The organism is Bradyrhizobium sp. BR 10261, from assembly GCF_019455395.1.
Taxonomy (GTDB): Bacteria; Pseudomonadota; Alphaproteobacteria; order Rhizobiales; family Xanthobacteraceae; genus Bradyrhizobium; species Bradyrhizobium manausense.
Genome location: NZ_JACOFQ010000027.1, coordinates 1 through 26,621, shown reverse-complemented (window position 1 = coordinate 26,621; position 26,621 = coordinate 1). Strand labels below are relative to the sequence as shown.

At 64.7% G+C, this 26,621-nt stretch carries 22 protein-coding genes; 8 read left to right on the top strand and 14 right to left on the bottom strand.

Translation table 11 applies throughout. The features are described from left to right. Positions 1-57: 57 nt before the first annotated feature. The 6 genes from HYH07_RS27265 to pcaF all read right to left on the bottom strand — a co-directional run bounded on the left by HYH07_RS27265 (position 58) and on the right by pcaF (position 6,767). A complete protein-coding gene (locus tag HYH07_RS27265) occupies positions 58-1,146 on the bottom strand; it encodes a phosphotransferase (protein ID WP_220005383.1) in 1,089 nt (362 codons plus the stop codon). 49 nt (positions 1,147-1,195) lie between these two features. After that, positions 1,196-2,887: a methyl-accepting chemotaxis protein gene (locus HYH07_RS27260; RefSeq protein ID WP_220005382.1), complete on the bottom strand. Its 1,692-nt coding sequence runs from the start codon at positions 2,885-2,887 to the stop codon at positions 1,196-1,198. A 229-nt stretch (positions 2,888-3,116) separates the two neighbouring features. After that, positions 3,117-3,719 (bottom strand): protocatechuate 3,4-dioxygenase subunit alpha, encoded by a 603-nt coding sequence (pcaG, locus tag HYH07_RS27255; RefSeq protein WP_220005381.1) that lies wholly within the window; start codon positions 3,717-3,719, stop codon positions 3,117-3,119. Position 3,720: 1 nt separating this feature from the next. Next, positions 3,721-4,422: a protocatechuate 3,4-dioxygenase subunit beta gene (gene pcaH / locus HYH07_RS27250; RefSeq protein WP_220005380.1), complete on the bottom strand. Its 702-nt coding sequence runs from the start codon at positions 4,420-4,422 to the stop codon at positions 3,721-3,723. A gap of 125 nt (positions 4,423-4,547) precedes the next feature. After that, positions 4,548-5,441, bottom strand: a complete 894-nt coding sequence (locus HYH07_RS27245; protein WP_220005379.1) for a dioxygenase — start codon at positions 5,439-5,441, stop codon at positions 4,548-4,550. Positions 5,442-5,558: 117 nt separating this feature from the next. Next, positions 5,559-6,767, bottom strand: a complete 1,209-nt coding sequence (gene pcaF / locus HYH07_RS27240) for a 3-oxoadipyl-CoA thiolase (RefSeq protein WP_220005378.1) — start codon at positions 6,765-6,767, stop codon at positions 5,559-5,561. A gap of 328 nt (positions 6,768-7,095) precedes the next feature. Between pcaF and mutS the strand changes: the two genes are divergently transcribed. After that, positions 7,096-9,834 carry a DNA mismatch repair protein MutS gene (mutS, locus tag HYH07_RS27235; protein WP_220005377.1) on the top strand — a complete coding sequence of 913 codons (2,739 nt, stop codon included), beginning with the start codon at positions 7,096-7,098 and terminating at the stop codon, positions 9,832-9,834. A gap of 148 nt (positions 9,835-9,982) precedes the next feature. Here the strand turns inward: mutS and HYH07_RS27230 are convergent, their stop codons facing one another. The 6 genes from HYH07_RS27230 to HYH07_RS27205 form a co-directional block, all read right to left on the bottom strand. After that, entirely contained in the window at positions 9,983-11,659 is a 1,677-nt protein-coding gene (locus tag HYH07_RS27230; RefSeq protein ID WP_220005376.1) for a PAS domain-containing methyl-accepting chemotaxis protein, read from the bottom strand. A gap of 253 nt (positions 11,660-11,912) precedes the next feature. After that, a complete protein-coding gene (locus HYH07_RS27225) occupies positions 11,913-12,713 on the bottom strand; it encodes a hypothetical protein (RefSeq protein ID WP_220005375.1) in 801 nt (266 codons plus the stop codon). Between the two features lie 178 nt (positions 12,714-12,891). Then, on the bottom strand, positions 12,892-13,401 hold the full coding sequence (locus HYH07_RS27220; protein WP_220005374.1) for an OsmC family protein: 510 nt from the start codon (positions 13,399-13,401) through the stop codon (positions 12,892-12,894). A 54-nt stretch (positions 13,402-13,455) separates the two neighbouring features. Then, complete coding sequence (locus tag HYH07_RS27215; protein WP_220005373.1) at positions 13,456-14,241, bottom strand: ABC transporter ATP-binding protein; 786 nt, start codon at positions 14,239-14,241, stop codon at positions 13,456-13,458. 4 nt (positions 14,242-14,245) lie between these two features. Further along, entirely contained in the window at positions 14,246-15,091 is an 846-nt protein-coding gene (locus HYH07_RS27210; protein ID WP_220005433.1) for an ABC transporter permease, read from the bottom strand. A 207-nt stretch (positions 15,092-15,298) separates the two neighbouring features. Continuing rightward, positions 15,299-16,270, bottom strand: a complete 972-nt coding sequence (locus tag HYH07_RS27205; protein WP_220005372.1) for an aliphatic sulfonate ABC transporter substrate-binding protein — start codon at positions 16,268-16,270, stop codon at positions 15,299-15,301. Between the two features lie 189 nt (positions 16,271-16,459). Between HYH07_RS27205 and HYH07_RS27200 the strand changes: the two genes are divergently transcribed. After that, positions 16,460-19,249, top strand: coding sequence for a [protein-PII] uridylyltransferase (locus tag HYH07_RS27200; protein ID WP_220005371.1), 2,790 nt, complete (start codon positions 16,460-16,462; stop codon positions 19,247-19,249). Between the two features lie 164 nt (positions 19,250-19,413). On the opposite strand, the gene HYH07_RS27195 is transcribed toward HYH07_RS27200, so the two are convergent. Beyond that, entirely contained in the window at positions 19,414-19,944 is a 531-nt protein-coding gene (locus HYH07_RS27195; RefSeq protein WP_220005370.1) for a methylated-DNA--[protein]-cysteine S-methyltransferase, read from the bottom strand. 96 nt (positions 19,945-20,040) lie between these two features. Here HYH07_RS27195 and HYH07_RS27190 point away from each other — a divergent pair, with 96 nt between their 5' ends. From HYH07_RS27190 to HYH07_RS27180, 3 genes are all read left to right on the top strand, one after another. Beyond that, the gene (locus tag HYH07_RS27190; protein WP_220005432.1) at positions 20,041-20,397 is read left to right on the top strand and encodes a DUF1304 domain-containing protein; all 357 of its coding nucleotides are present in this window, start codon (positions 20,041-20,043) and stop codon (positions 20,395-20,397) included. 148 nt (positions 20,398-20,545) lie between these two features. Then, on the top strand, positions 20,546-20,713 hold the full coding sequence (locus HYH07_RS27185) for a hypothetical protein (RefSeq protein ID WP_409363917.1): 168 nt from the start codon (positions 20,546-20,548) through the stop codon (positions 20,711-20,713). 108 nt (positions 20,714-20,821) lie between these two features. Beyond that, complete coding sequence (locus HYH07_RS27180) at positions 20,822-22,048, top strand: ABC transporter substrate-binding protein (RefSeq protein ID WP_220005369.1); 1,227 nt, start codon at positions 20,822-20,824, stop codon at positions 22,046-22,048. Between the two features lie 56 nt (positions 22,049-22,104). Here HYH07_RS27180 and HYH07_RS27175 read toward each other — a convergent pair whose 3' ends face one another. Next, positions 22,105-22,530, bottom strand: a complete 426-nt coding sequence (locus tag HYH07_RS27175; protein ID WP_220005368.1) for a DUF1330 domain-containing protein — start codon at positions 22,528-22,530, stop codon at positions 22,105-22,107. A gap of 166 nt (positions 22,531-22,696) precedes the next feature. Between HYH07_RS27175 and HYH07_RS27170 the strand changes: the two genes are divergently transcribed. From HYH07_RS27170 to HYH07_RS27160, 3 genes are all read left to right on the top strand, one after another. Beyond that, positions 22,697-24,919 (top strand): transglycosylase domain-containing protein, encoded by a 2,223-nt coding sequence (locus HYH07_RS27170; RefSeq protein ID WP_220005367.1) that lies wholly within the window; start codon positions 22,697-22,699, stop codon positions 24,917-24,919. 356 nt (positions 24,920-25,275) lie between these two features. Then, the gene (locus HYH07_RS27165) at positions 25,276-25,938 is read left to right on the top strand and encodes a hypothetical protein (protein WP_220005366.1); all 663 of its coding nucleotides are present in this window, start codon (positions 25,276-25,278) and stop codon (positions 25,936-25,938) included. Between the two features lie 160 nt (positions 25,939-26,098). Continuing rightward, positions 26,099-26,419, top strand: coding sequence for a hypothetical protein (locus tag HYH07_RS27160; RefSeq protein WP_220005365.1), 321 nt, complete (start codon positions 26,099-26,101; stop codon positions 26,417-26,419). Positions 26,420-26,621: the final 202 nt, after the last annotated feature.

The window sequence follows — 26,621 nt, the reverse complement described above, 5'->3', positions numbered from 1 at the left end:
TGGAATACCGGGTCGCCCGGTCAAGCCGGGCGACGACAGCGAGTGCGTAGCGAGCCCCTACAACAACTCCTCGCACCCCAGATCCTCGACCGCCATCATCACGCGCTCCAGATTGTTCCACCAGATCCCCGGCGGGAGGTTGATGGCCCATTGCCAGACCGGCTTGGTGATGTGCCACAGCACCGACCAGCGGTAATCCTGGTCAAGCGCGCCGCGGGTGTAGCCGGTCACACCGCGTGCGAGCAGCGTCTCGTAGTAACGGTTGAGCAGCACCCGCTCGAGCGCCTGGCGGCGCTCCGGGTACCATTGGATCGCCATCATATAGGCGAGGTCGTTGGTGGGGACATTGATCCCCCACAGATCGAAATCGAAAATGCGTACGGTGTCCGCGACGCCGGCCCGCGGCAACAGGAAATTCCATGTATGCGCATCGCCGTGAACGATGGTGACGTGGCGGCGCGAATGATAGCGCTGGGAGAGTCGGCCAGACTGCTCGATGAGACGGCGGTAAAGGATACGCCGCTCCTCACTGAGGCGATCGCCGAGCTCGTCGGCAAAGCGGTCGTAATGACCGGCGAAGGTGTCCATGCGCGCCGCGCTGTCCTCGGGACTCGCCCAGGTGCCGACGGTCTCGCCGAGATCGGGATGATTCCACCACACCGCATGCATGCCCGCCAGCGTCGTGACGATGGCCATCGACTGGTCGCGCGACGGCGGCAGCGTCGGCACGGTCGCGAGTTCATGACTATCGGTGAGGTCTTCGAGCAGGAGATGCCAGGTCCCGCTCTCTGCGTCGAAGCGCCCGTCGAAACAGCGCGATACGAGTCCCCGGGGCATGTTGGGCGCGAGCCGCAAGTAAAATTCGACTTCGTGCTCGCCACGATCTGCGGGTGTTTTGGCAAATTCGCCATGCGGCGTCTTGAGGATCAGCGTCTGCGGGGAGCCTGAGGACTCCCCGACATAGCGCAGGCCGAGCCGGGTGATATGCGACACCACGGTGTCGCGCTCATGCAGCACAGTCACCTCGCGCACGGCGCCGGCGTCCAGCGCGCGGGCCTTGCGCAATGCAGCCGTGAGGTAACCGGGGTCAGCGACCGCCGGCAGTTGTGGAGGTGTCATAGCCATGATGCCCCTGCCCCGCGCCATACTGCACGATCACACCCCGACGCGCCAGCGGCCGAGCTGATGCCGGGCTTTACGCCGCGGCGGTTGATTCGCGCACGGTGCGGACCACGACCGATCGCAGCGATTCCAGATTGGCCGCCATGCCCGCGATGGCCTGCCTGACCTCCGCTGCGCGATCGTCCACCGAAGCGGCGTCGCGGCTGACATTGCCGATCTTGGCTGAGACCTCCTTCGCGGCGGACGCCGATTCGGAGATCGACCGGGCGATCTCCCGCGTCGCGGCATCCTGCTCCTCCATCGCGGCGGCAACCGAGGACGCCACGCCGTCGATCTCGGCGATGTGGCCACCCATGGTCTCGACGGCGTCGACCGCGGCCTGCGTCGACGTCTGGATCTCCGCGATCAGGCGCCCGATCTCCTCGGTGGATTTCGCGGTCTGGTCGGACAGGGATTTCACTTCGGCCGCGACGACGGCAAAACCGCGGCCGGCCTCACCGGCGCGCGCCGCCTCGATCGTGGCGTTGAGCGCGAGCAGATTGGTCTGGCCGGCGATGCCGCCGATCAAGTCGGAGACCTCGGCGATCTTTTTCACCGCGCCGGCCAGCGCCTGGATGGTCGAGCGCGCCTGCTCGCGGCCTGCGACCGCCGACTTGGTAACAGTCGAGGTGCGTCCGACCTGCGTTGCGATCTCCCGGATCGAGGCACTCAGCTGTTCGGCGGCGACCGAAACGGTCTGCGAACTGCCGAGCGCCTGGGTGGAGGCGGCGGCGACCGCCTGCGATTCCGAAGACAGGGACCGCGCAATCTCGGACAGGCTCAAGGCGGCCCGCTCCACGCCTTGCGTCGCAGAGCTCGCGGTAGCGACGGAGCGGCCGGTCTCGCGCTCGACGGTCTCGGCCATCTGCTGCAGGGCACCGCGCTTGGCAAGCGCCGCTTCCTGTTGCTTCTGCAATTGCTCCTCGCGGAGGCGCGAATTCTCGATCGCTCCCTGCTTGAACACCTCGAGTGCGCCCGCCATCGAGCCGACCTCGTCCTGACGTTGCGCGGAAGGAATGTCGGCGGCGAGATCGCCGGCCGCGAGCTTCTGCATCGTGTCCGTCATGCGCACGATCGGACGCACCACGCCAAGCGCGACGCCGAGCAGGCCTGCCGCAACGAAGGCAAGCACGGCCGCGGAGACGCCGAGCAAGATGGTGAGCATCGCGCTGTCGCGATCGGCGGCCAGCTTCTCCATGTCGGCGTTCTGCTTGTTGGCGCTGTCGACGATGCTGTCGATGACGGCACGATGCGCGGTGTAGGCGTCCTTCAGCTGCGCATAGGCGCGTTCGGACGCGGCCGCGTCCCTGGTCTTGAGGGCCGGCAGGAGCTGATCGGACAACAGCTTCCAGAACTTCTGCACCTCAGCGTCGGACTTGGACACCAGGGCCGTCTTCAGGTCCGCCGAGAGGCCGGAGGCGGTCCAATAGGCCTTGCGCTCGTCGTAATCCTTGCGGAGCTGGACCAGGCGTTCGCCATGAGCCGCCAGTTGGTCCGGCTCACGCATGGCCAGAGTGGCTTCGAGATAGGCCTCGATGACATATTCCGGCGGCGGCAGGATGTCGGCGATCAAATCGTTGCCGAGCTTGATATCGGAATAGAGCGGACCACCGACCTTGAGCTCGCGCAGTGCATACAGGCTGGTGGACACGACCGCCGTAAAACCGATCGCAAGAACAATCCCAAATGCAATGATCGCGGAAGACAACGACAGGCGAATCTTCATGGAGCAATCCGGGCGCGAATCCAACTCGGCACTGACCCTAGATCACTACGGTAAATACGGGCTTTCCTCTCGGACTGGTTGCAGAGCGAAAAAGCTCCGCAGAACTACGGGATGTGATATTGGTCAATCGATTTTGGGTCAGCGGGACTGACACTTAAACGCAGCGCCGGCTGCAACTGCGCTCAACGAGGAGCGTAGCGGCGACCAGGCGCCGCCGCCACGCGCTGCTTCACATGTCGAAGAACACCGTCTCGTTGTCGCCCTGCAAACGCAGGTCGAGCTTGTAGACGGCCTTGCCGGCCTCGCGCACCGCAATCAGCGTGGCGCGGCGGTCGGCGGGCACCAGCGCCAGCACGGGATCGGCGGCGTTGCCGGCCTCGTCGCTGAAATAGATGCGGGTATAGAGATGCCGCAGCATGCCGCGCGCGAACACCGCCAGCACGATATGCGGCGCCTGCGGCTTGCCGTCGGCATCCGGCACCGCGCCCGGCTTGATGGTATCGAACGAATAATTGCCGTCCTTGTCGGTGCCGCAGCGGGCAAAGCCCCGGAAGCTGGCGTTCGGCAGCGCGCGCTTGTCCTGCGGGTCGGCGTAGCGCCCCTGCGCATCCGCCTGCCAGATCTCCAGCATGGCGTCGGGCACGGTGGCACCGTCGCCATCGAGCACGCGGCCCTCGATGCGGACGCGATCGCCGGAGACGTCAGGCGTCAGCGTCGAGTTGGTGAAGGCGTCGTTCCAGGCGTAATCGCCTGTCGGCGTCAGGCCGTATTTGAAGAACGGGCCGACGGTCTGCGACGGCGTGATCCCATCGGGCTTCACAGAATCCTGCACGTTAGTGGTTCTCCATGGGGGTGGCGTTCTTGCCGCGCAGCACGATGTCGAAGCGGTAGCACAGCGCCCATTCGGGCTTGGTGTTCTCCAAATCGAACGACGAGACCATGCGCATCCGCGCCTTCTCGTCGGGCACCGAGTTGAAGATCGGATCGAACGGGAACAGCGGATCTCCAGGGAAATACATCTGAGTCACCAGGCGGCTGACAAAGGAATGGCCGAACACCGACAGATGGATGTGGGCGGGGCGCCAGGCATTGTGGTGATTGCCCCAGGGGTACGCGCCGGGCTTGATGCTGACGAAGCGGTAATAGCCCGATGCATCGCTTAACGTGCGGCCCGCGCCGGTGAAGTTGGGATCGAGCGGCGCCGGATGCTGGTCGCGGACATGGACGTAGCGGCCGCAGGCATTGGCCTGCCAGATCTCGACCAGCGTGTTGGACACACCGCGGCCGTCCTCGTCGCGGACATGACCGTGCACGATGATGCGCTCGCCGAGCGGCTCGCCCTTGTGCTGGGTGGTGAGGTCGTTATCCCCTTGGCGGACGGTCTCGTGGCCGTACACAGGTCCGGTCAGTTCCGACAGCGTGTGGCGCATCGGGATCAAGGGCTTGCTCGGCGCGCGCTTGATCGAGCTCTTGTACTCGGGCGACAGCGGCAGCGGGTGTGCCTTGTTGCTGTCAGTGGGATAGATGAATGTCATTGGCGGACTCCTCCCCGGCCATTTCGGTCCGGCCGGACCAACTTTGCGACAATCATTATAGAATATAACTAATTTTGGGAAGCGGCTTTGGCACCCTTTCCGCGCCCCGGCATTGGGGCCGACACCTATTTGATCGGCGCACGCGGCAGCACGGCCTCCCCGGCCTCGAGCCGGTAGGTGTGGTCGAGCGAATACCAGGGCGTCGAAACGTCAGCTGCGCTCGGATGCGGCGTCTCGTGGCGCACGAACTTGCCGATCAGCGCCCGTGTCACGCCGAACTGCACGTCGCTGTCGATATGGGGATCGTTGGGATCGTAGACCTGCGAGATCAGCACCTTGAAGCCGGGCTTGAAGATCAGGGCGTGCAGATGCGCAGGACGATAGGGGTGCCGGCTCTGCGCCGCCAGGAGGCGGCCGACGGCGCCATCGGTCGGGATGGGATAGCCTGTCATCATCACCGAGCGGAAAGCGAAGCGCCCGTCGGCATCGGTCGTGAACTTGCCGCGCAGGTTCATGTCGGCCTGCTCGGGGTCCTGGTTCTCGTAGAGACCAACCGGCGAAGCGTGCCAGACATCGACCTCGGCGCCCGCGACGGGGCGACCGTTCTTGTCGACGACACGGCCATTGACGAACAGCGGCGCACCCGGCGTCTCGGAGCGGACGATCGATCCGCCATTCTGCACCCGTGGCGAGTTCAACCGCCAGAACGGCCCGAGCAGCGACTGATCGGTTTCGGTATTGCCCTGATCGCCATTGTTGAGCAGGCACACCAGCGACGAGACGCCGAGCGAGCCCGCCATCAGCACGACTTCGTTATGCGTGTCGGTGGTCAGCTTGCCGAGTTCGGCAATGATGGCGGTGGCGTCGCGGAATTCCTTCTCGGTCAGGCGCACGTCACGGACGAAGCCGTGCAGATGCTTGACCAGCGAGACCATGATCTGCCGCATCCGCGGATCGGATGTCCGCTCCATCACCGCCAGGGCGGCGGCCGTGACGTCCTGCTCGCGTTCGATGATCATATAACGATCCTATCGTCTGTCATTCCGGGGCGATGCGCAGCATCGAACCCGGAATCTCGAGATCCCGGGTTCGGTGCAAGTGCACCGCCCCGGGATGACGGGACGCGTAGCGTCCCGTCAATTCACCTTCTCGATCGCAACGGCCACGCCCTGGCCGACGCCGACGCACATGGTGGCGAGCGCGAGCTTGCCGCCGCGCTTTTCCATGCCATGGATGGCGGTGAGCGCGAGCCGGGCGCCGCTCATGCCGAGCGGATGGCCGAGCGCGATGGCGCCGCCATGCGGATTGACGTAGTCGGCATCGTCGGCGACGCCGAGCTGGCGCATGCAGGCGATGCCCTGCGAGGCGAAGGCCTCGTTGAGCTCGATCAGGTCGAAATCGCTGATCTTCTTGCCCAGACGCTCCATCAGCTTGCGGGTCGCCGGCACCGGGCCGATACCCATGATGCGCGGCGGCACGCCGGCCGAGGCGAGGCCGAGGATGCGCGCCCTCGGCGTGAGGCCATGCTTCTTCACGGCAGCTTCGGAGGCGAGGATCATCGCGGCCGCGCCGTCATTGACGCCCGAGGCATTGCCGGCGGTCACCGTGCCGGGATTGCGCACGATCGGCTTCAGTTTTGCCAGACCTTCCAGCGTGGTCTCGGGCCGCGGATGCTCGTCCTTGTCGACCGTAACAGGGCCGGCCTTGCCGCCGGGAATGGTGATCGGCGTGATCTCCTCGGCGAAATAGCCTGACGCGATCGCTTGGCCGGCGCGCTGCTGCGAGCGAATCGCGAAGGCGTCCTGGTCGGCACGCGAGACCTGGAATTCCTCGGCGACGTTCTCGCCGGTCTCCGGCATCGCATCGACGCCATACTGCGCCTTCAACAGCGGATTGATGAAGCGCCAGCCGATGGTGGTGTCGAAGATTTCGGCCGAGCGCGAAAAGGCTTCCTGCGCCTTGCCCATCACGAAGGGCGCGCGGGTCATGGATTCGACGCCGCCGGCAATGGCAAGCTCGATCTCGCCGGAGCGGATGGCGCGGCCGGCGGCGCCGACGGCATCGAGGCCGGAGGCGCAGAGCCGGTTCAAGGTCTGGCCGGGAACCGAATCGGGAAGACCTGCAAGCAGCAGCGCCATGCGCGCGACGTTGCGATTGTCCTCGCCGGCCTGGTTGGCGCAGCCGAAGAAGACTTCGTCCACCTGCGCCCAGTCGAGATTGGGGTGCTTGGCCATCAGCGCCTTGATCGGAGCGGCGGCGAGATCGTCGGCGCGCACCTTGGCGAGCGAGCCGCCGAAACGGCCGATCGGGGTCCGCACGGCATCGCAGATAAAGACGTCACGCATCATCGTTCTCCCTGAATGCCGCGGTCCGGCGAAAATTCTTCAATGTCGGCGGAGTTTTAGGAGGGCGGCCGCGGCAGGTCAATTGACGGTTTCGCGGGCCGCATATTCGAAACCCTCCGTCATTCCGGGGCGCGACGAAGTCGCGAGCCCGGAATCCATTTGCCGGCATGACGTGCGGCCCGATGGATTCCGGGCCTGCGCCTGGCGGCGCATCCCGGAATGACGACTGAGAATGTGGCAGCGCCTCATTGCGGACAACGTGGAAAACCTCCTCTGTCAGGCCAAACCGATAGGACCACGCGGCGAAATTTTGTAGGTTGCGCCGCCCATGACGATGCAACAGCCCATTCCCGTCCCGCCCCCTGACGAAACGCCGGCTCCGCAGGCAGAAGCCGCCGCGCGCGTCACGCCGATGATGGAACAGTATCTGGAGATCAAGGCGGCGCATCAGGGCCTCTTGCTGTTCTACCGGATGGGCGATTTCTACGAGCTGTTCTTCGAGGACGCCGAGATCGCCTCGAGGACGCTCGGTATCGTCCTGACCAAGCGCGGCAAGCATCAGGGCAACGACATCCCGATGTGCGGCGTGCCGGTCGAGCGCTCCGAGGATTATCTGCACCGACTGATCAGCGCCGGCCACCGGGTCGCGGTGTGCGAGCAGACCGAGGATCCTGCGGCGGCGAAAGCGCGCGGCAACAAGAGCGTCGTGCGCCGCGGCGTGGTGCGACTGGTGACGCCAGGCACGCTGACCGAGGACACGCTGCTCGATGCGCGCGCCAACAATTACCTGCTGGCGATCGCGCGGGCGCGCTCATCCGCCGGCGGCGACCGCTTCGGGCTTGCCTGGATCGATATCTCGACCGCCGAATTCACGGTCACCGAATGCTCCAGCGGCGAGCTCGCCGCAACGCTGGCGCGCATCAATCCGAACGAAGCGATCGTCACTGACGCCCTTTATGGCGACAACGAGCTCGCCCAGACGCTGCGGGAGCTGCCGGCGGTGACGCCGGTGACCCGCGATGTCTTCGACGGTGCCACCGCCGAGAAGCGCCTTTGCGACTATTTCGCCGTCGCGACCATGGACGGGCTGGCGCAGCTGTCGCGGCTGGAAGCGACCGCCGCTGCGGCCGCGGTGACCTATGTCGACCGCACCCAGGTCGGCAAGCATCCGCCGCTGTCGCCGCCTGCGCGCGAAGCCTCCGGCGCGACCATGGCAATCGATCCCGCTACCCGCGCCAATCTCGAGCTGACGCGGACGCTCGCGGGCGAACGCCGCGGCTCGCTGCTCGATGCCATCGACTGCACCGCGACCTCGGCCGGCTCGCGCCTGCTGGCGCAGCGGCTCGCGGCGCCCTTGACCGATGCGCCGGCAATCGCTCGGCGGCTCGACGCCGTCAGCGCCTTTGTTGCGGATTCGGCGACGCGCGAGGACATCCGCAGCATTTTGCGCGGTGCGCCCGACATGTCGCGGGCTCTGGCCCGTCTCTCGGTCGGCCGCGGCGGCCCGCGCGATCTTGCAGGCTTGCGCGACGGCATCATCGCTGCCGACCAGGTGCTGACGCGGCTGTCCGAGCTCGACCAGCCGCCGCAGGAGATCGCTGCGGTGATGGCGGCGCTGCAACGCCCTTCGCGCCAGCTCGCCGCCGAATTCGCCCGCGCGCTCGACGAGCAATTGCCGCTGCTCAAGCGGGACGGCGGCTTCGTGCGTGCCGGCTATGAGCCGGCGCTCGACGAGGCGCGGAACCTGCGCGACGCCTCGCGCCTGGTCGTCGCCTCGATGCAGGCGCGCTACGCCGACGACACCGGCGTGAAGGGCCTCAAGATCCGGCACAACAACGTGCTCGGCTATTTCGTCGAGGTCACCGCCCAGCACGGCGACAAGCTGATGTCGGCGCCGCTGAATGCGACCTTCATCCATCGCCAGACGCTGGCGGGCCAGGTGCGGTTCACGACCTCAGAGCTTGGCGAGATCGAAGCCAAGATCGCCAATGCCGGCGACCGCGCGCTCGGCCTCGAGCTCGAGATCTTCGAGCGGCTCTGCGCCAAGGCGCTGGAGATCAGCGACGATCTGCGCGCCGCCGCGCAAGGCTTTGCGCTGCTCGATGTCGCAACGTCGCTGGCCAAGCTCGCGGTCGACGAAAACTATGTGCGGCCCGAGGTCGATGGCTCGCTCGCCTTTGCGATCGAGGCCGGTCGTCATCCCGTGGTCGAGCAGGCCCTGAAGCGCAACGGCGAGCCGTTCATCGCCAACGCCTGCGATCTCTCGCCGAGCCCGGCGCAAAGATCCGGCCAGCTCTGGCTGCTGACCGGCCCGAATATGGCCGGTAAATCGACCTTCCTGCGCCAGAACGCGCTGATTGCGCTGATGGCCCAGATCGGCAGCTTCGTGCCGGCGGCTCGCGCGCGGATCGGCATCATCGATCGCCTGTTCTCGCGCGTCGGTGCCGCCGACGACCTCGCCCGCGGCCGCTCCACCTTCATGGTCGAGATGGTCGAGACGGCGGCGATCCTGAACCAGGCCGGCGAGCGGGCGCTTGTCATCCTCGACGAGATCGGCCGCGGCACCGCGACCTTCGACGGCCTCTCGATCGCCTGGGCCGCGATCGAGCATCTGCATGAGAGCAACCGCTGCCGCACGCTGTTCGCGACGCACTACCACGAGCTGACCGCGCTCTCGGCCAAGCTGCCACGCATGTTCAACGCGACCGTGCGGGTGAAGGAATGGCAGGGCAATGTGGTGTTCCTGCACGAGGTGCTGCCGGGCTCGGCCGACCGCTCCTACGGCATCCAGGTCGCCAAGCTCGCAGGCCTGCCGCCGGCCGTGATCACGCGTGCCAAATCGGTGCTGGCGAAGCTCGAAGCGCAGGACCGCGGCCAGACGGCGCGAGCGCTCGCCGACGATCTCCCGCTGTTCGCCGTCCCCTCGCGCGCCGCCGCGGAAGCCGCCCCGCCCACCGAGGCCGAGCTGCTGATGGACGCCGTGAAGGCACTCCATCCGGACGAGATGTCGCCGCGCGAGGCGCTCGACGCGCTCTATGCGCTGAAGGCCAAGCTGCCGAAGCAATAACGGCGCCGTAGGGTGGGTTAGCCCTGCAGATGTGCGAAGCGCATCTGCTCGGCGTAACCCACCAGTTCTTTGCCGCGTAGACGAAGCTGGTGGGTTACGCTGCGCTAACCCACCGTACGATTCCCGCTACGATTCCTGCGCGCTTCGCCTACGCCCTCGCCGCGATCGCGGCCGCTTCCGCGGCGGCGCGCTGCATGCTGGTCGACATCTCGTTCGTGACCGTGCTCTGCTCCTCGATGGCGGCAGCGGTCGAGGTGACGTATTCGCTGACGTTATTGATCGCCTGCTTGATCGAGCTCAATGCGCTGACGACGTCGCCGGAGATGCCGTTGAGGCTGCCGATCTCCTGGCCGATCTTGTCGGTGGCCTGCTTGGCCTGGTTGGCGAGGCTCTTCACTTCGGACGCCACCACGGCAAAGCCGCGGCCGGCTTCACCTGCGCGGGCGGATTCGATCGTGGCGTTCAGCGCGAGCAGATTGATCTGGCCGGTGATGTTGTTGATCATCTCGACGATGCCGCTCATCGCCTGCGCGGCTTCGGTGAGGCGCTGGGCCTGCGAGTCGGCCGCGGAGACCTGATCCACCGCGCTCATCGCGGTCTCGCGCGACTTGGTCATCGCCTCGGAGATCTCCCGCACCGACGCGTTGAGTTCCTCCGAGCCGGCGGCGACCGATTCCATCATGCCGCGGACACGCTCGTTGCCCATGCGGACCAGCACCTGCTTGGTGGTGTCGGTGGCATATTTCACGACCTTGAACGGCTTGCCGTTGAGGTCGAAGATCGGATTGTAGGAGGCCTGGATGTAGACTTCCTTGCCGCCCTTGCCGATACGCTTGTACTCCCCCGCCTGGTATTCGCCGCGGTTGAGCTTGGCCCAGAATTCGCGATAGCCGGCGCCGTCGCGCTCGCTGGGCTCGACGAACATGCTGTGATGCTTGCCCTTGATATCGGCCAGCGAATAGCCGAGCGCAGCGAGGAAGTTGGCATTGGCCGTGATGATCGTGCCGTCCATGTTGAACTCGATCACGGCCTGCGCCTTGTCGATCGCCGCGATCTGACCCGCCAGATCGGCGCTCTTCAGCTTCTCGGCCGTGATATCGGTTGCGTATTTGACGACGCCGAACGGCTTGCCATTCTCGTCGAACATCGGATTGTAGGAAGCGAGAATCCAGACCTCGCGGCCGCCCTTGCCGGTGCGCTTGAACTCGCCGGCCTGGTATTCGCCGCGGTTGAGCTTGGCCCAGAACTCGCGATAGGCGGCGCCATTGCGGTCAGCCTCAGGCACGAACATGCTATGATGCTTGCCCTGGATCTCGGCGAGCGAATAGCCGAGCGCCTTGCAGAAATTCTCGTTGGCGGTGACGACTGTGCCGTCGAGCTTGAATTCGATCACCGCCTGGGCACGGCTGCTGGCGGCGATCTTCGAGGCGTCCGTCATGCTCCGGACCTTCTTCTCGGTGATGTCGGTCGCGATCTTGGCGACCATCACCGCCTTGCCGTTGCCGTCGAGCACCGGATTGTAGGATGCTTCGATCCAGATCTCGTGGCCGTCCTTCGCGATTCGCTTGAACTCGCGCGCCTGATATTCGCCACGGTTCAGTGCGGCCCAGAACGCCCTGTACTCGGCGGTATCGCGCTGCTCGGCCGGCACGAACATCGAGTGATGCTTGCCCCGGATTTCGTCGAGCCGATAGCCGAGGGCATCGAGAAAATTCTTGTTGGCCGTGATGATCGTTCCATCGAGGTTGAATTCGATCATCGCCTGCGAGCGGCCAATGGCATCGAGCCGCGCCTGTGCATCACTTTGGGACTTGCGACCGAACATCCGAACGTCTCCTCGATGAGAAATGGTTTTTGCATGACGCAGGCGGCGTAGCCGTCACGCCCGAAAATTTTCGGCTCGCACATCACTCGGGGGTTTTGGAACAACGGGCCCGCATTGAACGTGGGCGCCTCAACAGCCGATGAGTATATTTGCGGGCAAAGCGCAAAGATTAAATTAACGACGCTATCGAAATCGCGCAGCCAAGCACCGCAGAACTACTGTCCGCTCCCCGCAAAAAATCCGTGCGGAATGCTTACGCTTCAATGCGCCGTCTTCGGCGTCCATACCACCACAGCGTCAGGTTCCACGTCACGCAGGTTGCAAGCGCCAGAAGAAGACCAACCAGCGATCCAAATTCCACGACCGCACCGTGCATCACCGCGATCGCCGTTCCGAATCCGAGCAGACCCCACGCGGAACTCGCAAGCACGGCAGCGGTCGGCGGGCCGCCGATGCGGGGATGCAGGATCACCATCATGCTGGAGAACACCACGGGAAACAGCGCAATGATGCCGCTGATGCGAGGGCCGACCCAATTCGACGTCGAAACGACGATGGCGACGAGGGTCGCGACCAATGCGGCCCGCATCGGGATGTCGTACCAGCGGCGCGTCACCAGCGGCATCTTCACGTGGCGATAGCCTGAGAGCAATGGAATGCAGATGCCGAAGGCAATGAAGTTCGCGGCAAGGCCGGCGGTGAGCGTCCAGTCGAACAGGCGGATAACGGAGGCGATCGCGATCCAGACCGCGAACGCGCTGCCGCAACTGACCGCCATGCTGTGCCGCTGCGCCAGCACGACATAGGTAAGCCCCATGAAGATCGTCGCGGCGTTGACCGGCAGGCTCGACAGCGCACCCTGCGCGATGAAGGCGGCGTCATGATCGATGGCGAGGAAGACGTAGGAGGGCCCGGCGGAAACCGGCAGCGTCGCCACCAGCGCTCCGATCGCCGGCCCCGAGCGCTCGGTGATGATCGAGGCCGACACGACGAACGCCGCCGCGATTGCCATGCGCAGGAAGAGGAAGAGGAGGAAGTGGAGGTCGAGGGGCATTTTTTGTTGTCATCCCGGACAAGCGCGCGGAGCGGCGCGCAGATCCGGGATCCATAACCACAGGCTTCGCTGCGTTAGACGGTCGGAGTGACCAGTAGGACGAGACAGTCGGCGTCAGGGATAATGGGTCCTGGCTTTCGCCAGGACGACACCAATTGCGGAGTAGAGACTTCGCCCCTCACATCCGCTGCATCGACACCGAAACTTTTGGGCCGTTCTTGATGGTCTGATAGACCACGCAATAGCGCTCGGTGAGCTTGAGCAGGAGATCGAGCTTGTCCTGCGGTGCCGGCGTGTCGACCTCGAAGCGCAGGCGGATCTCGGCGAAGCCGACCGGTGTCTCCTTGTCGACGCCGAGCGTGCCGCGGAAATCCAGATCGCCTTCGGCATAGACGTTGCCGGTCTTCAAGGGCACCTCGAGCGCGGTCGCGACCGATTTCAGCGTGACGCCGGCGCAGGCAACCAAGGCTTCCAGCAGCATGTCGCCGGAGCAGAGCTCGAGGCCGGAGCCTCCTGTGGCGGGATGCAGGCCTGCGACTGCGAGCGCGCGGCCGGTCTCGACCTTGCAGGCGATGCCTTCGCCGTCGGTGGAGCCCTTCGCCTTGAGCGTGATCAGCGCTGCCTTGGGATCGGTCTTGTAGCGCTCCTTGATCGGGGCCTGCATCTGGCGCAGTTCGGCGGCGTCCATTTTGTTCTCTCCCGGGACAATTGCTCCTTGATGTACCGGCTCGTGGCGAAATTGTCACCACCACATGGCCTGACCGGGACCCTGGGTTGCGTCACGGTCGGGCACATTGCGGTCGAGCGAACGGTCGAGTGACGTCAGCACGCTTCGCTTGAAAGTCTCGAACAGCAGCGAGTTGCGGTCGCGCGGACGGGTCAGATTGATCTCGATCTGGTCGAACAGCCGTCCCGGCCGCGGCCGCATCACCAGAACGCGATCGGCCAGCACGACGGCCTCGTCGACGTCATGCGAGACGAGGATCAAGGTCGGACGCGTGTCGGCCCAGAGGTCGAGCAGATGATCCTGCAAATCCCGGCGGGTGAAGGCATCAAGCGCGGAGAATGGCTCGTCGAGCAGGAGCACCTCGGGCTGCGGCACCAGCGCCCGCGCAATCGCGACCCGCTGGGCCTGCCCGCCCGAGAGCTCGCGCGGCCAGGCCTGCGCCTTGTCGGCGAGGCCAACGCGCTCCAGCGCGCGGGCCACCTTCTCGCGCCGCTCGGCCCCGGGGAGATCGGCGATGCCAAAGCCGATATTGTCGGCAACGCTGAGCCAGGGCAGCAGCCGCGGCTCCTGGAAGATGATGCCGATCTTGGCGTGCGGCGAAGCGATCGCCTCGCTGTCGAGCGTCACCGTTCCGGAACTGGCGCGGTCGAGGCCGGCGATGGCGCGAAGCAACGTGGATTTGCCGCAACCGGAGCCGCCGATGATGGCGATGATCTCGCCCTGCCCGATCTCGGCGGAGAAGCGGGCCAGCGCCTCGACGCCATTGGGATAGGTCTTGCTGACCCGGTCGAGCGCGAGCATTGCGTTACGCCCCCTTGGTGCGGGAGAAGGCGTCCTGCCAGCGCAGGAACGGCGCCGCGGCGAGCTCGATCAGCCAGTCCGTCAGCTTGCCGAGAATAGCGAAGATCACGATGGCGGCGAGGATCTGCGCCGGCTTGCCGAGCTGCTGGCCGTCGAGCAGGAGATAGCCGAGCCCTTCGGAGGCGCCGATCAATTCGGCGGCGACCACGAACATCCAGCCGAGACCAAGGCCAACACGCAAGGATACGACATAGGCCGGCAGCACGGCAGGCAGCAGGATGCGGCGGATCATCGCAAAGCCGGAGAGGCGGAAGGTGCGGCCGACCTCGACGATCTTGCGATCGACCGAGAGGATCGCGCCCATTACGCCGAGATAGACCGGGAAGAACACGCCGGCCGCGATCAGCGTGATCTTCGAGGTCTCGAAGATGCCGAGCCACAGGATGAACAGCGGCACCCAGGCGAGCGAGGGAATCGCGCGCAGCGCCTGCACGGTCGGATCGAGCAGCCGCCGCGCCAGTGACCAATAGCCGGAGATGGCACCGAGCAACGTGCCCGCGACCACGCCGAAGGCGAAGCCGAGCCCGACCCGCCACAGCGTCGCGGCGATGTGGCGGAGCAGCTCGCCGGAGCGGGCAAGATCCGCAATGGCGGCGAACACCCGCGAGGGCGGCGGCACCAGCCGGCCATTGGACCAGCCGAGCCAGACCACAAGCTCCCAGCCGAGCGCGAGCGTCGCCGGCAACAGCAGCCCCAGCACGGGCCGCGCATAGCGCGACAACCGCGAGGGCGCGACGGCGTTTTCGGCCGGTTCCGATGATTGCTGCAGCACTGGCGCGTCGGAGATCATGGCCGGTAGGAAGCGCGTCTGGGGCGGGAACGCAACCGTGTTGCCAAGCTCTCCGCCGTCGTCCCGGCGAAGGCCAGCGGCGGCCTCGCCTGTCCATCCTCCCGCCACCTCCGTAGCCCGGATGGAGCGAAGCGCAATCCGGGAATCGAGCCGCGGATAGAGTGGTCCCGGATTTCGCTGCGCTCCATCCGGGCTACGAGACCGCGATCAATTCGTCGGCAGTGGGACCTGGTCGTCAATGAGCGCATCCAGCGTCGCCTTCACGTCGACCTTGGCGTCGACAACGCCGGCCTGTTGCAGCGCGAGGCCGGCAGCGAGGATCGACTCGCGCTGGGGCGCGCCGATGCGGCTGTGGGTCAGCTCGGTGCGCTCCTTGAGCTGCTTGTCGACGACGGCTTCGGGAAGCTTCGTCACGGCGATGAAGGTCCTCTTCAGTTCGTCGTAATTCGCCAGCGAATATTTGCGCGCCTCTTCGTAAGTTGCGAGCACGCGGCGGGCGATGTCCGGATAGTCCTTCAAGAACTGCTCGCGCACATTGAGGATGCCCCAGGTGTTGGCGTCGGCCTTGCGATAGAACAGCTTTGCGCCTTCCTCGATCTCGGCCTGCGCCATCATCGGATCGAGGCCGGCCCAGGCGTCGACGTCGCCGCGGATCAGCGCGGTCTTGCCGTCGGCGTGCTGGAGCAGCACCGGCGTGATGTCCCTCTCAGTCAGCCCCGCGCCCAGCAGCGCGCGCACCAGGAAGATGTGCGGATCGGTGCCGCGCGTCACCGCGACGCGCTTGCCTTTGAGGTCGGCAACGCTTGCAATCTTGGAATCCTTTGATGCGACGAGCGCCGTCCACTCGGGACGCGAATAGACATAGATCGACTTGATCGGGTTGCCGTTGATGCGCGCGACCAGCGCAGCCGAGCCCGCGGTCGAGCCGAAATCGATCGAGCCGGCGTTGAGGAACTCGAGCGCCTTGTTGGAGCCGGCCGACTGCACCCAGGTGATGGTGATGCCGTCCTTGGCGAACTCCTTCTCCAGCAACCCCTTCTGCTTCAGCACCAGCGACACCGGATTGTAGGTCGCCCAGTCGATGCGGATTTCCTTGAGCGGGTCGGCCGCCCGTGCCGCGGGGGACACGGCGAGCACAACAGCTCCCGCCAGCAAGATTCGTCGTGTGATGTCGGCCATGCCCAGGATCCTCTAAAACTTCATTGTTTTTCAATGAGTTATGTCTAGAGGTCAACGAGAAAATCCCACCCTTGAAGGCGCGGGACTTGAGAACAATTTTGCGCGACGTCGGCGATTTCCAGCATGGAACGACTATTGCTGGCGAATGGCTGATGACAGCGCCTGCCGCCTCTTATATCCGGTGGAGACATGGATAGCGTTGCGACCGAGCATAAGCCACCGCTGGATGACCGTTTCGACACTGCGCGGATCACCGTTGCGGTCGATGGGCTTGCCGAAAGGCATCAGGGCCGCGAGGACGCGTTCCGCACCGCACTCGCGCAACTGCTCAAGGCGGAACTGATCGCCGCGCGCGCCGCAGCACAAGCGATCCTGCTGAAGGACCGCCACGGCCGCCGCTGCGCCGAGCGGCTGTGCCACGTGCAGGACGAGATCATCCGCATCCTCTACTCGGCCGCGACGCGTCACCTCTACCGCTCGCCGATCCCGAGCGGCGCCGAACGCATGGCGGTGGTGGCGACCGGCGGCTACGGCCGCGGTCTGATGGCTCCGGAATCGGACATCGATCTGCTCTTCATCCTGCCCTACAAGCAGACCGCCTGGGGCGAGCAGGTGGCTGAGGCCATTCTCTATTGCCTCTGGGACATGGGTCTGAAGGTCGGCCACGCCACGCGCTCAGTCGACGAATCGATCCGCCAGGCGCGCGGCGACATGACCATCCGCACCGCGATCCTGGAGACGCGCTTTCTCACCGGCGACCAGCCGCTCTATAACGAGTTGGTCGAACGCTTCGACAAGGAAGTGGTGCAGGGCACCGCATCCGAGTTCGTCACCGCCAAGCTCGCCGAGCGCGAGGAACGCCATCGCCGCGGCGGCCAGTCGCGCTATCTGGTCGAGCCCAACGTCAAGGACGGCAAGGGGGCGCTACGCGACCTGCACACGCTGTTCTGGATCGCCAAATACGTCTATCGCGTCCGCGACACCGACGAGCTGGTCGAACGCGGCGTGTTCGACGCACAGGAATATCGCAGCTTCCGTCGCTGCGCCGACTTCCTCTGGTCGGTGCGTTGCAATCTGCATTTCTACTGCGGGCGACCCGAGGAGCGGCTGTCGTTCGATCTCCAGCGCGAGATCGCGATCAGGCTCGGCTACACCTCGCATCCCGGCATGCAGGATGTCGAGCGCTTCATGAAGCACTACTTCCTGGTCGCCAAGGAAGTCGGCAACCTCACCGCCATCCTATGCGCCAAGCTCGAGGACCAGCAGGCCAAGCCCGCCCCGGTGCTGAGCCGAATGATGGCACGCTTGCGCCCCACGCAAGTGAAGCGGCGCGTGCCCGACAGTGACGACTTCATCGTCGACAACAACCGGATCAACGTCGCCGCGCCCGACGTCTTCAAGCACGATCCGGTCAATCTGATCCGCATTTTCCGCCTGGCGCAGAAGAACAACCTCGCCTTCCATCCGGACGCGATGCGCGACGTGACGCGCTCGCTCGGCCTGATCAACGCGCAGATGCGCGAGAATCCCGAAGCCAACCGGCTGTTCATGGAGATCCTGACCTCCGACAATGCCGAGATCGTGCTGCGACGGATGAACGAAACAGGCGTGCTCGGTCATTTCATCCGCGCCTTCGGCAAGATCGTCTCGATGATGCAGTTCAACATGTATCATCACTACACGGTGGACGAGCACCTGATCCGTTGCATCGGCTTCCTCCAGGAGATCGAACGCGGCGTCAGCGAAGAGTTCACGCTGGCCAGCGACCTGTTTCGCAAGATCCGGGCCGAGCACCGGCCGGTGATCTACGTCGCGACCCTGCTGCACGACATCGCCAAGGGGCGGCTGGAAGATCATTCGATCGCAGGCGCCAAAGTGGCGCGGCGGCTGTGCCCGCGGCTCGGCTTCAGCGCTGCTGACACCGAGCTCGTGGCCTGGCTGATCGAGGAACATCTGACGATGTCCACGGTGGCGCAGTCGCGCGACCTCTCCGACCGCAAGACCATCGAGAATTTTGCCGCCGTGGTGCAGTCGGTCGAGCAGATGAAGCTGCTTACCATCCTGACCACCGCCGACATCCGCGGCGTCGGCCCCGGCGTGTGGAACGGCTGGAAGGCGCAGCTCTTGCGCTCGCTGTATTACGAGACCGAGCCGGTGCTGACCGGCGGCTTCTCGGAGGTCGACCGCGGCAAGCGCCTCACGGCCGCCTATGCCGAATTCCGCCACGCCTTCGCCGAATGGCCGGCCGACGAGCTCGACGCCTATATCGGCCGGCACTATCCCGCCTATTGGCTCAAGGTCGAGTTGCCGCGCAAAATTCGCCACGCGCGCTTCGTGCGATCGAGCGAGCAGGCCGGCCACAAGCTCGCGATCAATGTCGGCTTCGACGAGGTGCGCGGCGTCACCGAGCTCACGATCTTCGCCGCCGACCACCCCTGGCTGCTCTCGATCATCGCAGGCGCCTGTGCCTCCGCCGGCGCGAACATCGTCGACGCGCAGATCTACACCACGACCGATGGCCGCGCGCTGGACACGATCTCCATCTCCAGGGAATACGACCGCGACGAGGACGAAGGCCGGCGCGCCACCCGGATCGGCGAGATGATCGAGGACGTGCTCGAAGGCAAGCTGCGCCTGCCCGAAGTGGTGGCGCGGCGCACCGTGCGCAGCAAGGCGCGGCCCTTCGTGATCGAACCTGAAGTGACCATCAACAATCAATGGTCAGATCGCTACACCGTGATCGAGGTCTCCGGCCTCGACCGCCCCGGCCTGCTCTACGAGCTGACCACGGCGATCTCGAAGCTCAACCTCAACATCGCCTCGGCCCATGTCGCGACCTTCGGCGAGCGCGCCCGCGACGTGTTCTACGTCACCGATTTGCTGGGCGCGCAAATCAACGCCCCGACTCGCCAGGCCGCGATCAAGAGCGCATTGACCCATGTGATGGCCGGCGACAAGGCGGTTCAGCCGGCGGCGTGATTTTCGTCTGTCATTCCGGGGCGCGCGAAGCGCGAACCCGGAATCCATTCATCGGTATGATCGACGACGCCTGATGGATTCTCAGGTGCGCAATTGCGCACCATAGTTCGCCGCTTGCGCGGCGCCCCGGAATGACGAGCTAGGAATTGACGCGTACTATCGCTTCAAACCTCCACCCCCTCATGCCGCAGCAGCCACCTCTTCCGCTGCAGCCCACCGCCATATTTCACCAGCGAACCGTCCGCGCCGATCAGGCGATGGCATGGCAGCACCACGCTGATCGGGTTGGAGCCATTGGCGTGGCCGACTGCTCTGATGGCCCGGGGCATCTCGATCTTCGCCGCCAAGGCGCCGTAGCTCATCGTGGTGCCCGCTGGAATCGCCGCGAGCGCCGTCCAGACTTTTTGCTGGAACGGCGTGCCGGCGATGCGCCAATCAATCCGCATGAGCTGACCGAGGTCACCTTCGAAATATGCGGACAGCGCCGTCTTCATTGCCGCTGGCGCAGGCCGATCGACCAGCTCCACCGCGCCATGATGCAAGCGCAGCAGCTCGCGCATGCGAGGCTCGTAATCGTCCCAATCGAGCGCGCGCAACGCGCCATCGCTGTCCGTGACCAGCAGCGCGATCCCGATCGGCGTCGCGAGCCGATCGAGGCCGAAGCGTTCGGGAGTCCTGGTTGATCGAGCAGGCATTGCGGCACCATCACTTCGAAACACACGTCGCACTTGCCATGCCGGCCGTGCTAACGTCCACCCGAAAGCTGACGCTTCTGGGGGCTCAACTTGATTCTGATCGCCAATGTCCTGGTGGCGCTCGTCGCCGCACTGCACGCCTATTTCCTGATCCTGGAGATGTTTCTCTGGGACAAGCCGCTCGGCTTGAAGACATTTCGCAATACGCCCGACAAAGCCGAGATCACGAAAGTGCTGGCGGCCAATCAGGGACTCTACAACGGCTTCCTCGTCGCCGGCCTGATCTGGGGGTTGCTGCATGGCAACCCGGCCTTCGCGTTCCAGATCAAGGTGTTCTTCCTGCTCTGCGTGATCGTGGCCGGCGCCTATGGCGCGGCAACAGTCAGCACGCGCATCCTGATCGTGCAGGCGGTGCCGGCCGCGATCGCGCTGATTGCACTGTTCCTCGCCTAAGTCCTTGGCCTGAGACGCTCCGGCGCAGCGCCGCGATCCTTGGGCGCGGCCTGCCCTTCCTCCACACTCTCCGGCAGCAATGGCAACCGTTGCAAGCAACGGGAAAAGACCATCGGCCGGAAAATTCCGTCAGGAGGAACAACCCAACATGAGCGCTCGCGGAGCCTTCATAGTTGCCACGGCGGCGCTCGCCTTCGCGTTCTCCGCCCGTCAAGCCTTCTCCAGTCCAGCCCTGGCCGAGAAGAAATACGACACCGGCGCGAGCGACACCGAGATCAAGATCGGCCAGAAAGTCGCTTTCCCGCCCTGCAAGTAATCTTGCGTCGCAGTAACGGCTCCGCCACACTGCGGCCCAGCGATGACGTCCGCCCGCCGCCGCGGTGACGGAAAGACCATCGGCGATAACAAACGGAGGAAATTGCGAATGAGGAACGGATTTTTGCATCTGGTCACTGGCACGGCGCTGGCCCTGGCGCTGTCAGTCTCGGCGGCCAATGCCCAGAAGAAATATGATCCCGGCGCGTCGGACACCGAGATCAAGATCGGACAGACCAACCCGTTCAGCGGCCCCGCCTCCGCCTATGCCACTATCGGCAAGACACAGGCTGCCTACATGAAGATGATCAACGACCAGGGCGGCGTGAACGGCCGCAAGATCAACCTGATCCAGTACGATGACGCCTATTCGCCGCCGAAGGCCGTCGAGCAGGTGCGCAAGCTGGTCGAGAGCGACGAGGTGCTGCTCACCTTCCAGCTCCTCGGCACGCCGTCGAATGCCGCCGTGCAGAAATATCTGAACTCCAAAAAGGTGCCGCAGCTCTTCGCAGCCACCGGCGCCTCGCGGTTCACCGATCCGAAGAATTTTCCGTGGACCATGGGCTTCAATCCCAACTACTTCGTCGAAGGCCGCATCTACGGCCAGTACATTCTGAAGGAGCATCCCAACGCCAAGATCGGCGTGCTCTATCAGAACGACGACCTCGGCAAGGACTATCTGAACGGCCTCAAGGCCGGCCTCGGCGACAAGGCCGCCAAGATGATCGTGACCGAAGCATCCTACGAGGTCTCCGACCCGACCGTCGATTCACAGATCCTCAAGATCAAGGACGGCGGTGCCGACCTGTTTTTCAGCGCCACCACGCCGAAGCAGGCCGCGCAGGCGATCAAGAAGATCGCCGAGCTCGGCTGGCACCCGGTGCAGATCCTCGACATCAACGCCACCTCGGTCGGCGCAGTGATGAAGCCCGCCGGGCTCGAGGCTTCCAAGGGCGTGATCAGCGTCAACTACGGCAAGGATCCGCTGGACCCGACCTGGAAAGACGACCCCGCCATGAAAAAGTACTTCGATTTCATGGCGAAGTACTATCCGGAGGGCGACAAGGATTCGAGCTTCAACTCCTATGGCTACATGACGAGTCAGTTGATGATTGACGTGCTGAAGCAGTGCGGGGACGATCTGACTCGTGAAAACGTGATGAAGCAGGCGACCAACCTGAAGAACGTGCAGCTCGATCTCCTGCTGCCGGGGATCACCGTCAACACCTCCCCGACCGACTACCGCGTCAACAAGCAGCTTCAGATGATGAGGTTCAACGGCGAGCGCTGGGAGCTGTTCGGCCCGATCCTCGAGGATGCGGGCCCGGCGGGCTAGGGGTTACATTCTGGACTGCAATCGGCGGCCTGCGGGCCGCCGATTTTTTGCAGCGTCTATCCCGGTATCTCGCCAAAATTCTTCCCCACCGGCAGCACCGCGTGCCGGATCAAACGCGAATCCTCCACTGCAGCCTGGCGGTGCTTGACCGCTTCCCGATAGACGGGGTCGCGGATCATCTCGACGAAGGCGGCGACGCTGGGGTATTCGGCGATGAAGCAGTGGTCCCAACGCTCCTCTTGCGGGCCGATCAGCATCAGCTCGAACCGGCCCTGCCAGACGATGCGGCCACCAAGGCGCGTGAACACCGGACCGCTCTCGCGGCCATACGCCGCATAGGCTTCCGCGCCGCTCGCCTTGCGGCCGTCGGGATAGGCCGCCTCTTTGCGTAAGCGCACCAGATTGAGCATGTGGATCGGGCCGGGGCGGTCGTTCTCCCGGAATTGCGCAAAAATCTCCTTGGTCGGATCGATGTGGCCCATGGGTGATTCCTCTTCTTGTGCCTTCGATCCTAACGCCCGCGCCCTCGAAGCGGAACTGCGGCAGGCGAATGCCGCACCTCCTAATCACGCGTTAACCTCGGGGTAACCGGGCCTTAAACAGCGACCGCTAGCGTGCGGCGGGGCGGGGTGACCGGGCGTTTTGCGTATGGGGTCGGCAAAGAAAAAGGGTGGGCGGAAGGAGCCGTTGTTCGGCTTGCCCGCGGCGCTTGCCGATCTGCGCCTGACGGCGGCCGATCGCATTCCCGGCGGCGACGACAAGCCGAAGAAATCGACCGGCAAGCGCAAGACCGAGCCCTCCGACGACGAGCCGCCGCGCGAGCGCAAGGCACCCGCCAAGAGCAGCGCTGCCAAGAGCAGTGGTGCCAAGCGCCGGTCGCGATCATCGATCAGCGCCGGCCTCGGCCGCCTCGTCTATTGGGGCGCCGTGCTGAGCCTCTGGGCCGTGATCGCCGTCATCGGCGTCGTGATCTGGGTCGGCGCCCATCTGCCGCCGATTCAGTCGCTGGAAATTCCAAAACGCCCGCCGACCATCCAGATCGTCGGTATCGACGGCAGCCTGCTGGCGCAGCGCGGCGAGATGGCCGGTGCCAACGTCTCGCTGAAGGATCTGCCGCCCTATCTGCCGAGGGCCTTCATCGCCATCGAGGACCGCCGCTTCTATTCGCATTTCGGCATCGACCCGGTCGGCATCCTGCGCGCCCTCGTCACCAATGTGCTCCATCGTGGCGTGTCGCAGGGCGGCTCGACGCTGACGCAGCAGCTGGCGAAGAATCTGTTCCTGACCCAGGAGCGCACCATGGCGCGCAAGCTGCAGGAGGCGGAGCTCGCGATCTGGCTGGAACGCAAGCATTCCAAGAACGAGATCCTGGAGCTCTATCTCAACCGCGTCTATTTCGGCTCCGGCGCCTACGGCGTCGAAGCCGCCGCGCAGAAATATTTCGGCAAGCCGGCCAAGAACGTCACGATCGCGGAAGCCGCGATGCTGGCCGGGCTGGTCAAATCGCCCTCGCGCCTTGCGCCGAACCGCAATCCGGAAGGCGCGGAGGCGCGCGCTCAGGTCGTGCTGGCGGCGATGGCCGATGCCAAGTTCATCACTGACGCACAGGCGCAGGCCTCGATCGGCCACCCCTCCTACGTCGTGAAGCCCGTCGGCGCCGGAACCGTGAACTACGTCGCCGACTGGATCGGCGAGGTGCTGGACGATCTCGTCGGCCAGATCGACGACAGTATCAAGGTCGAGACCACGATCGATCCGAAACTGCAGGCCTTGGCGGAAACCGCCATCATCGACGAGCTCGCGGCCAAGAGCGTGAAGTTCAATGTCAGCCAGGGCGCGCTGGTGGCGATGACACCTGACGGTGCGGTGCGCGCCATGGTCGGCGGGCGGAACTATTCCGAGAGCCAGTACAATCGCGCGGTGACCGCAAAACGCCAGCCCGGCTCATCCTTCAAGCCGTTCGTCTATCTGACGGCGATGGAGCAGGGGCTGACGCCCGACACCATCCGCCAGGACGCCCCGATCGAGGTCAAGGGCTGGAGACCTGAGAACTACACCCACGAATATTTCGGCCCGGTGACGCTGACCCAGGCGCTGGCGATGTCGCTCAACACCGTCGCCATCCGCCTCGGCCTCGAGGTCGGACCGAAGAACGTGGTGCGCACCGCGCACCGGCTCGGCATCGCCTCCAAACTCGATCCCAACGCCTCGATCGCGCTCGGCACCTCTGAAGTTTCAGTCGTCGAGCTGGTCGGCGCCTATGCGCCGTTCGCCAATGGCGGCTTCGCGGCGACGCCGCATGTGGTGACGCGGATCAGGACTCTCGACGGCAAGCTGCTCTACATGCGCCAGCCCGACGAACATAATCAGGTGATCGAGCCGCGCTACGTCGGCATGATGAACACGATGATGCGGGAGACGCTGATCTCGGGCACTGCCAAGAAGGCGGAGATCCCCGGCTGGCAGGCGGCCGGCAAGACCGGCACCAGCCAGGACTATCGCGACGCCTGGTTCATCGGCTACACGTCGAACCTCGTCACCGGCGTCTGGCTCGGCAACGACGACAACTCGCCGACCAAGAAGGCAACCGGCGGCGGCCTGCCGGTGGAAGTCTGGACCCGCTTCATGCGCGCGGCGCACGAAGGCGTGCAGGTCGCGGCCCTGCCGCAAAGCAATTGGGGGCCGTCGAACCTGGTGCAGATCTCGTCGCAGATATCGCCGCCGACGCAGGTCGCACCCGGAGCTTCATCGGCGCCGGCCAGCAATGGCGGCTACCGCGCCCCGCCGCCGACGCGCGCCAATGTGCGGCCGGAGCCCGCTGCAGGGCTTGATGGCTGGCTGATGGACCGGCTGTTCGGCGGCAATCGGTAGCTTCTGCTTGAGGTCATCGAGTCCTCAAAACAAAAACTGCGAAAACAACCCCATGCACAGTAGGCGGCGGCTCTCGGCACGATGTGCGCTGGATGCTGCGAAACGCTTGAGCTGGCGAGGCTAAGCTGGCGCGCGGCGCAATCGTCGCGACGTTTGGCGAGGGTCGACAAAGCGCACCGCGAGCCGTCCGTGTGGCGCCACGTCTTCGGCAAGTCCTTCCCAACACGGCAAGATTTACCGAGGCCGGAACCTCCTTAGCGCCAAAACACCAGTCCCATCAAACCCCGAGAGCGGCCCGAGATTTGCTCTTATAGGTTGAGCCCCGAAGATTCGGGTTTGGTGGGAAGGAGAATTCCGTGATTTCAGGCCTGTCCAGCGCGTTGCCCTATCTGCGCCCTGCATCGACGTCCGATTCCAATGCGACATCGACGCCGAAGCTGCATCCGGAGATGTCGGCTGCAACCGATGCTGCGACCAGTAGCCCCGGAATCAGCGTCTCTCAATTGAAGCCGCTGCAAGGTGCCAAGCAGATATCGGTGGCGGATCATCCGGATTTGCGCGACCTGATGGCGACGAACTGGCTGAGGACCCACGGCGCGAGCGCCAGTCAACCGGCCCTCTCGGACGATGCACCCGAGAATACCTATGCTCAGGTGAAGGTCGACGGCAAGGTGCTGGCCACCCTGTACAATGGCGGTTCGTCGACGATGACCAACGCGGCGGCCGCAAAGATCGGCAAGCTGGAGGATCCTCCCGGTCTGAGTGGACCCGATTTGGCGCAATGGCGAGCCGACACCTACGCCAAGCTGCTCGGTGGTACCGTTGAAAAAGCGTCCACCGCGATCACGCAATCACAATGGGCCCCGCGTGAGAGCAGCTCTGCGACCTATAGCCGCGAGCAACTCGACGCCGCCTTTCAGGCGATGCTGGCCGAGGGCCGAAAGGCCGCGGCACAATTGCAGTCATCCTATCTCGCCTCGCGCGCGCAGTCCGGGACCAGCGCAGATATCAGCGCCTGACCCGGGCAGCAGCTCCACCGCATGATCTGACGCATCGGCTTCCGAAAAGATCGTGTTCAAGCAAAGGCCTGAAGCGCGTGACGATTCGTTCCGAATCTCATCGCGCTTTCGTCGCGTTCAGCGGATTCGCGATGACGCGTGACATGATCTCGCCCTAACCTTGCTCAACGCGTCGAACGATATTGACGGCGATGACCTTGGCTCGGCTGCGCGATCAAAGAGCGCACAATTAAATAAGCTGCTTAAGTTGACTCCCTCACAACTCATCAACAGCGGTGCGTCGATCCACCATTTCTTCCTGGGCGGCAACAACGTCATCGAATACGCCATCGGTAGCGATGGCAACGGCTACAACCTGACGACGCTGCTGTCGCCTTCGGCAAGGCCGGCACTCTCGACTGAGCACGCCCCCGTCTCGTTCGACGGTCATGAACTCCAGCAGGTGCATGCGCTTCCGCTGCAGCACGATCTTCTAGTCTAGCCAGCGGCCGGACGACGATCCGCAAAATCCCGGCGGCCGGCAAATCCCACCGATTGGCCGGCCGTTCGCGTTTCAGATCGTTGGGACCGGATGCGCACGTCGCATGGATTTCGCCTCGTTCTCCGCTGTCATTCCCGCGAAAGGGCAATCCAGTACGCCTCGGCTTCCCGGCTAAACAAGAAGCGTCTCTGGAATACTGGAT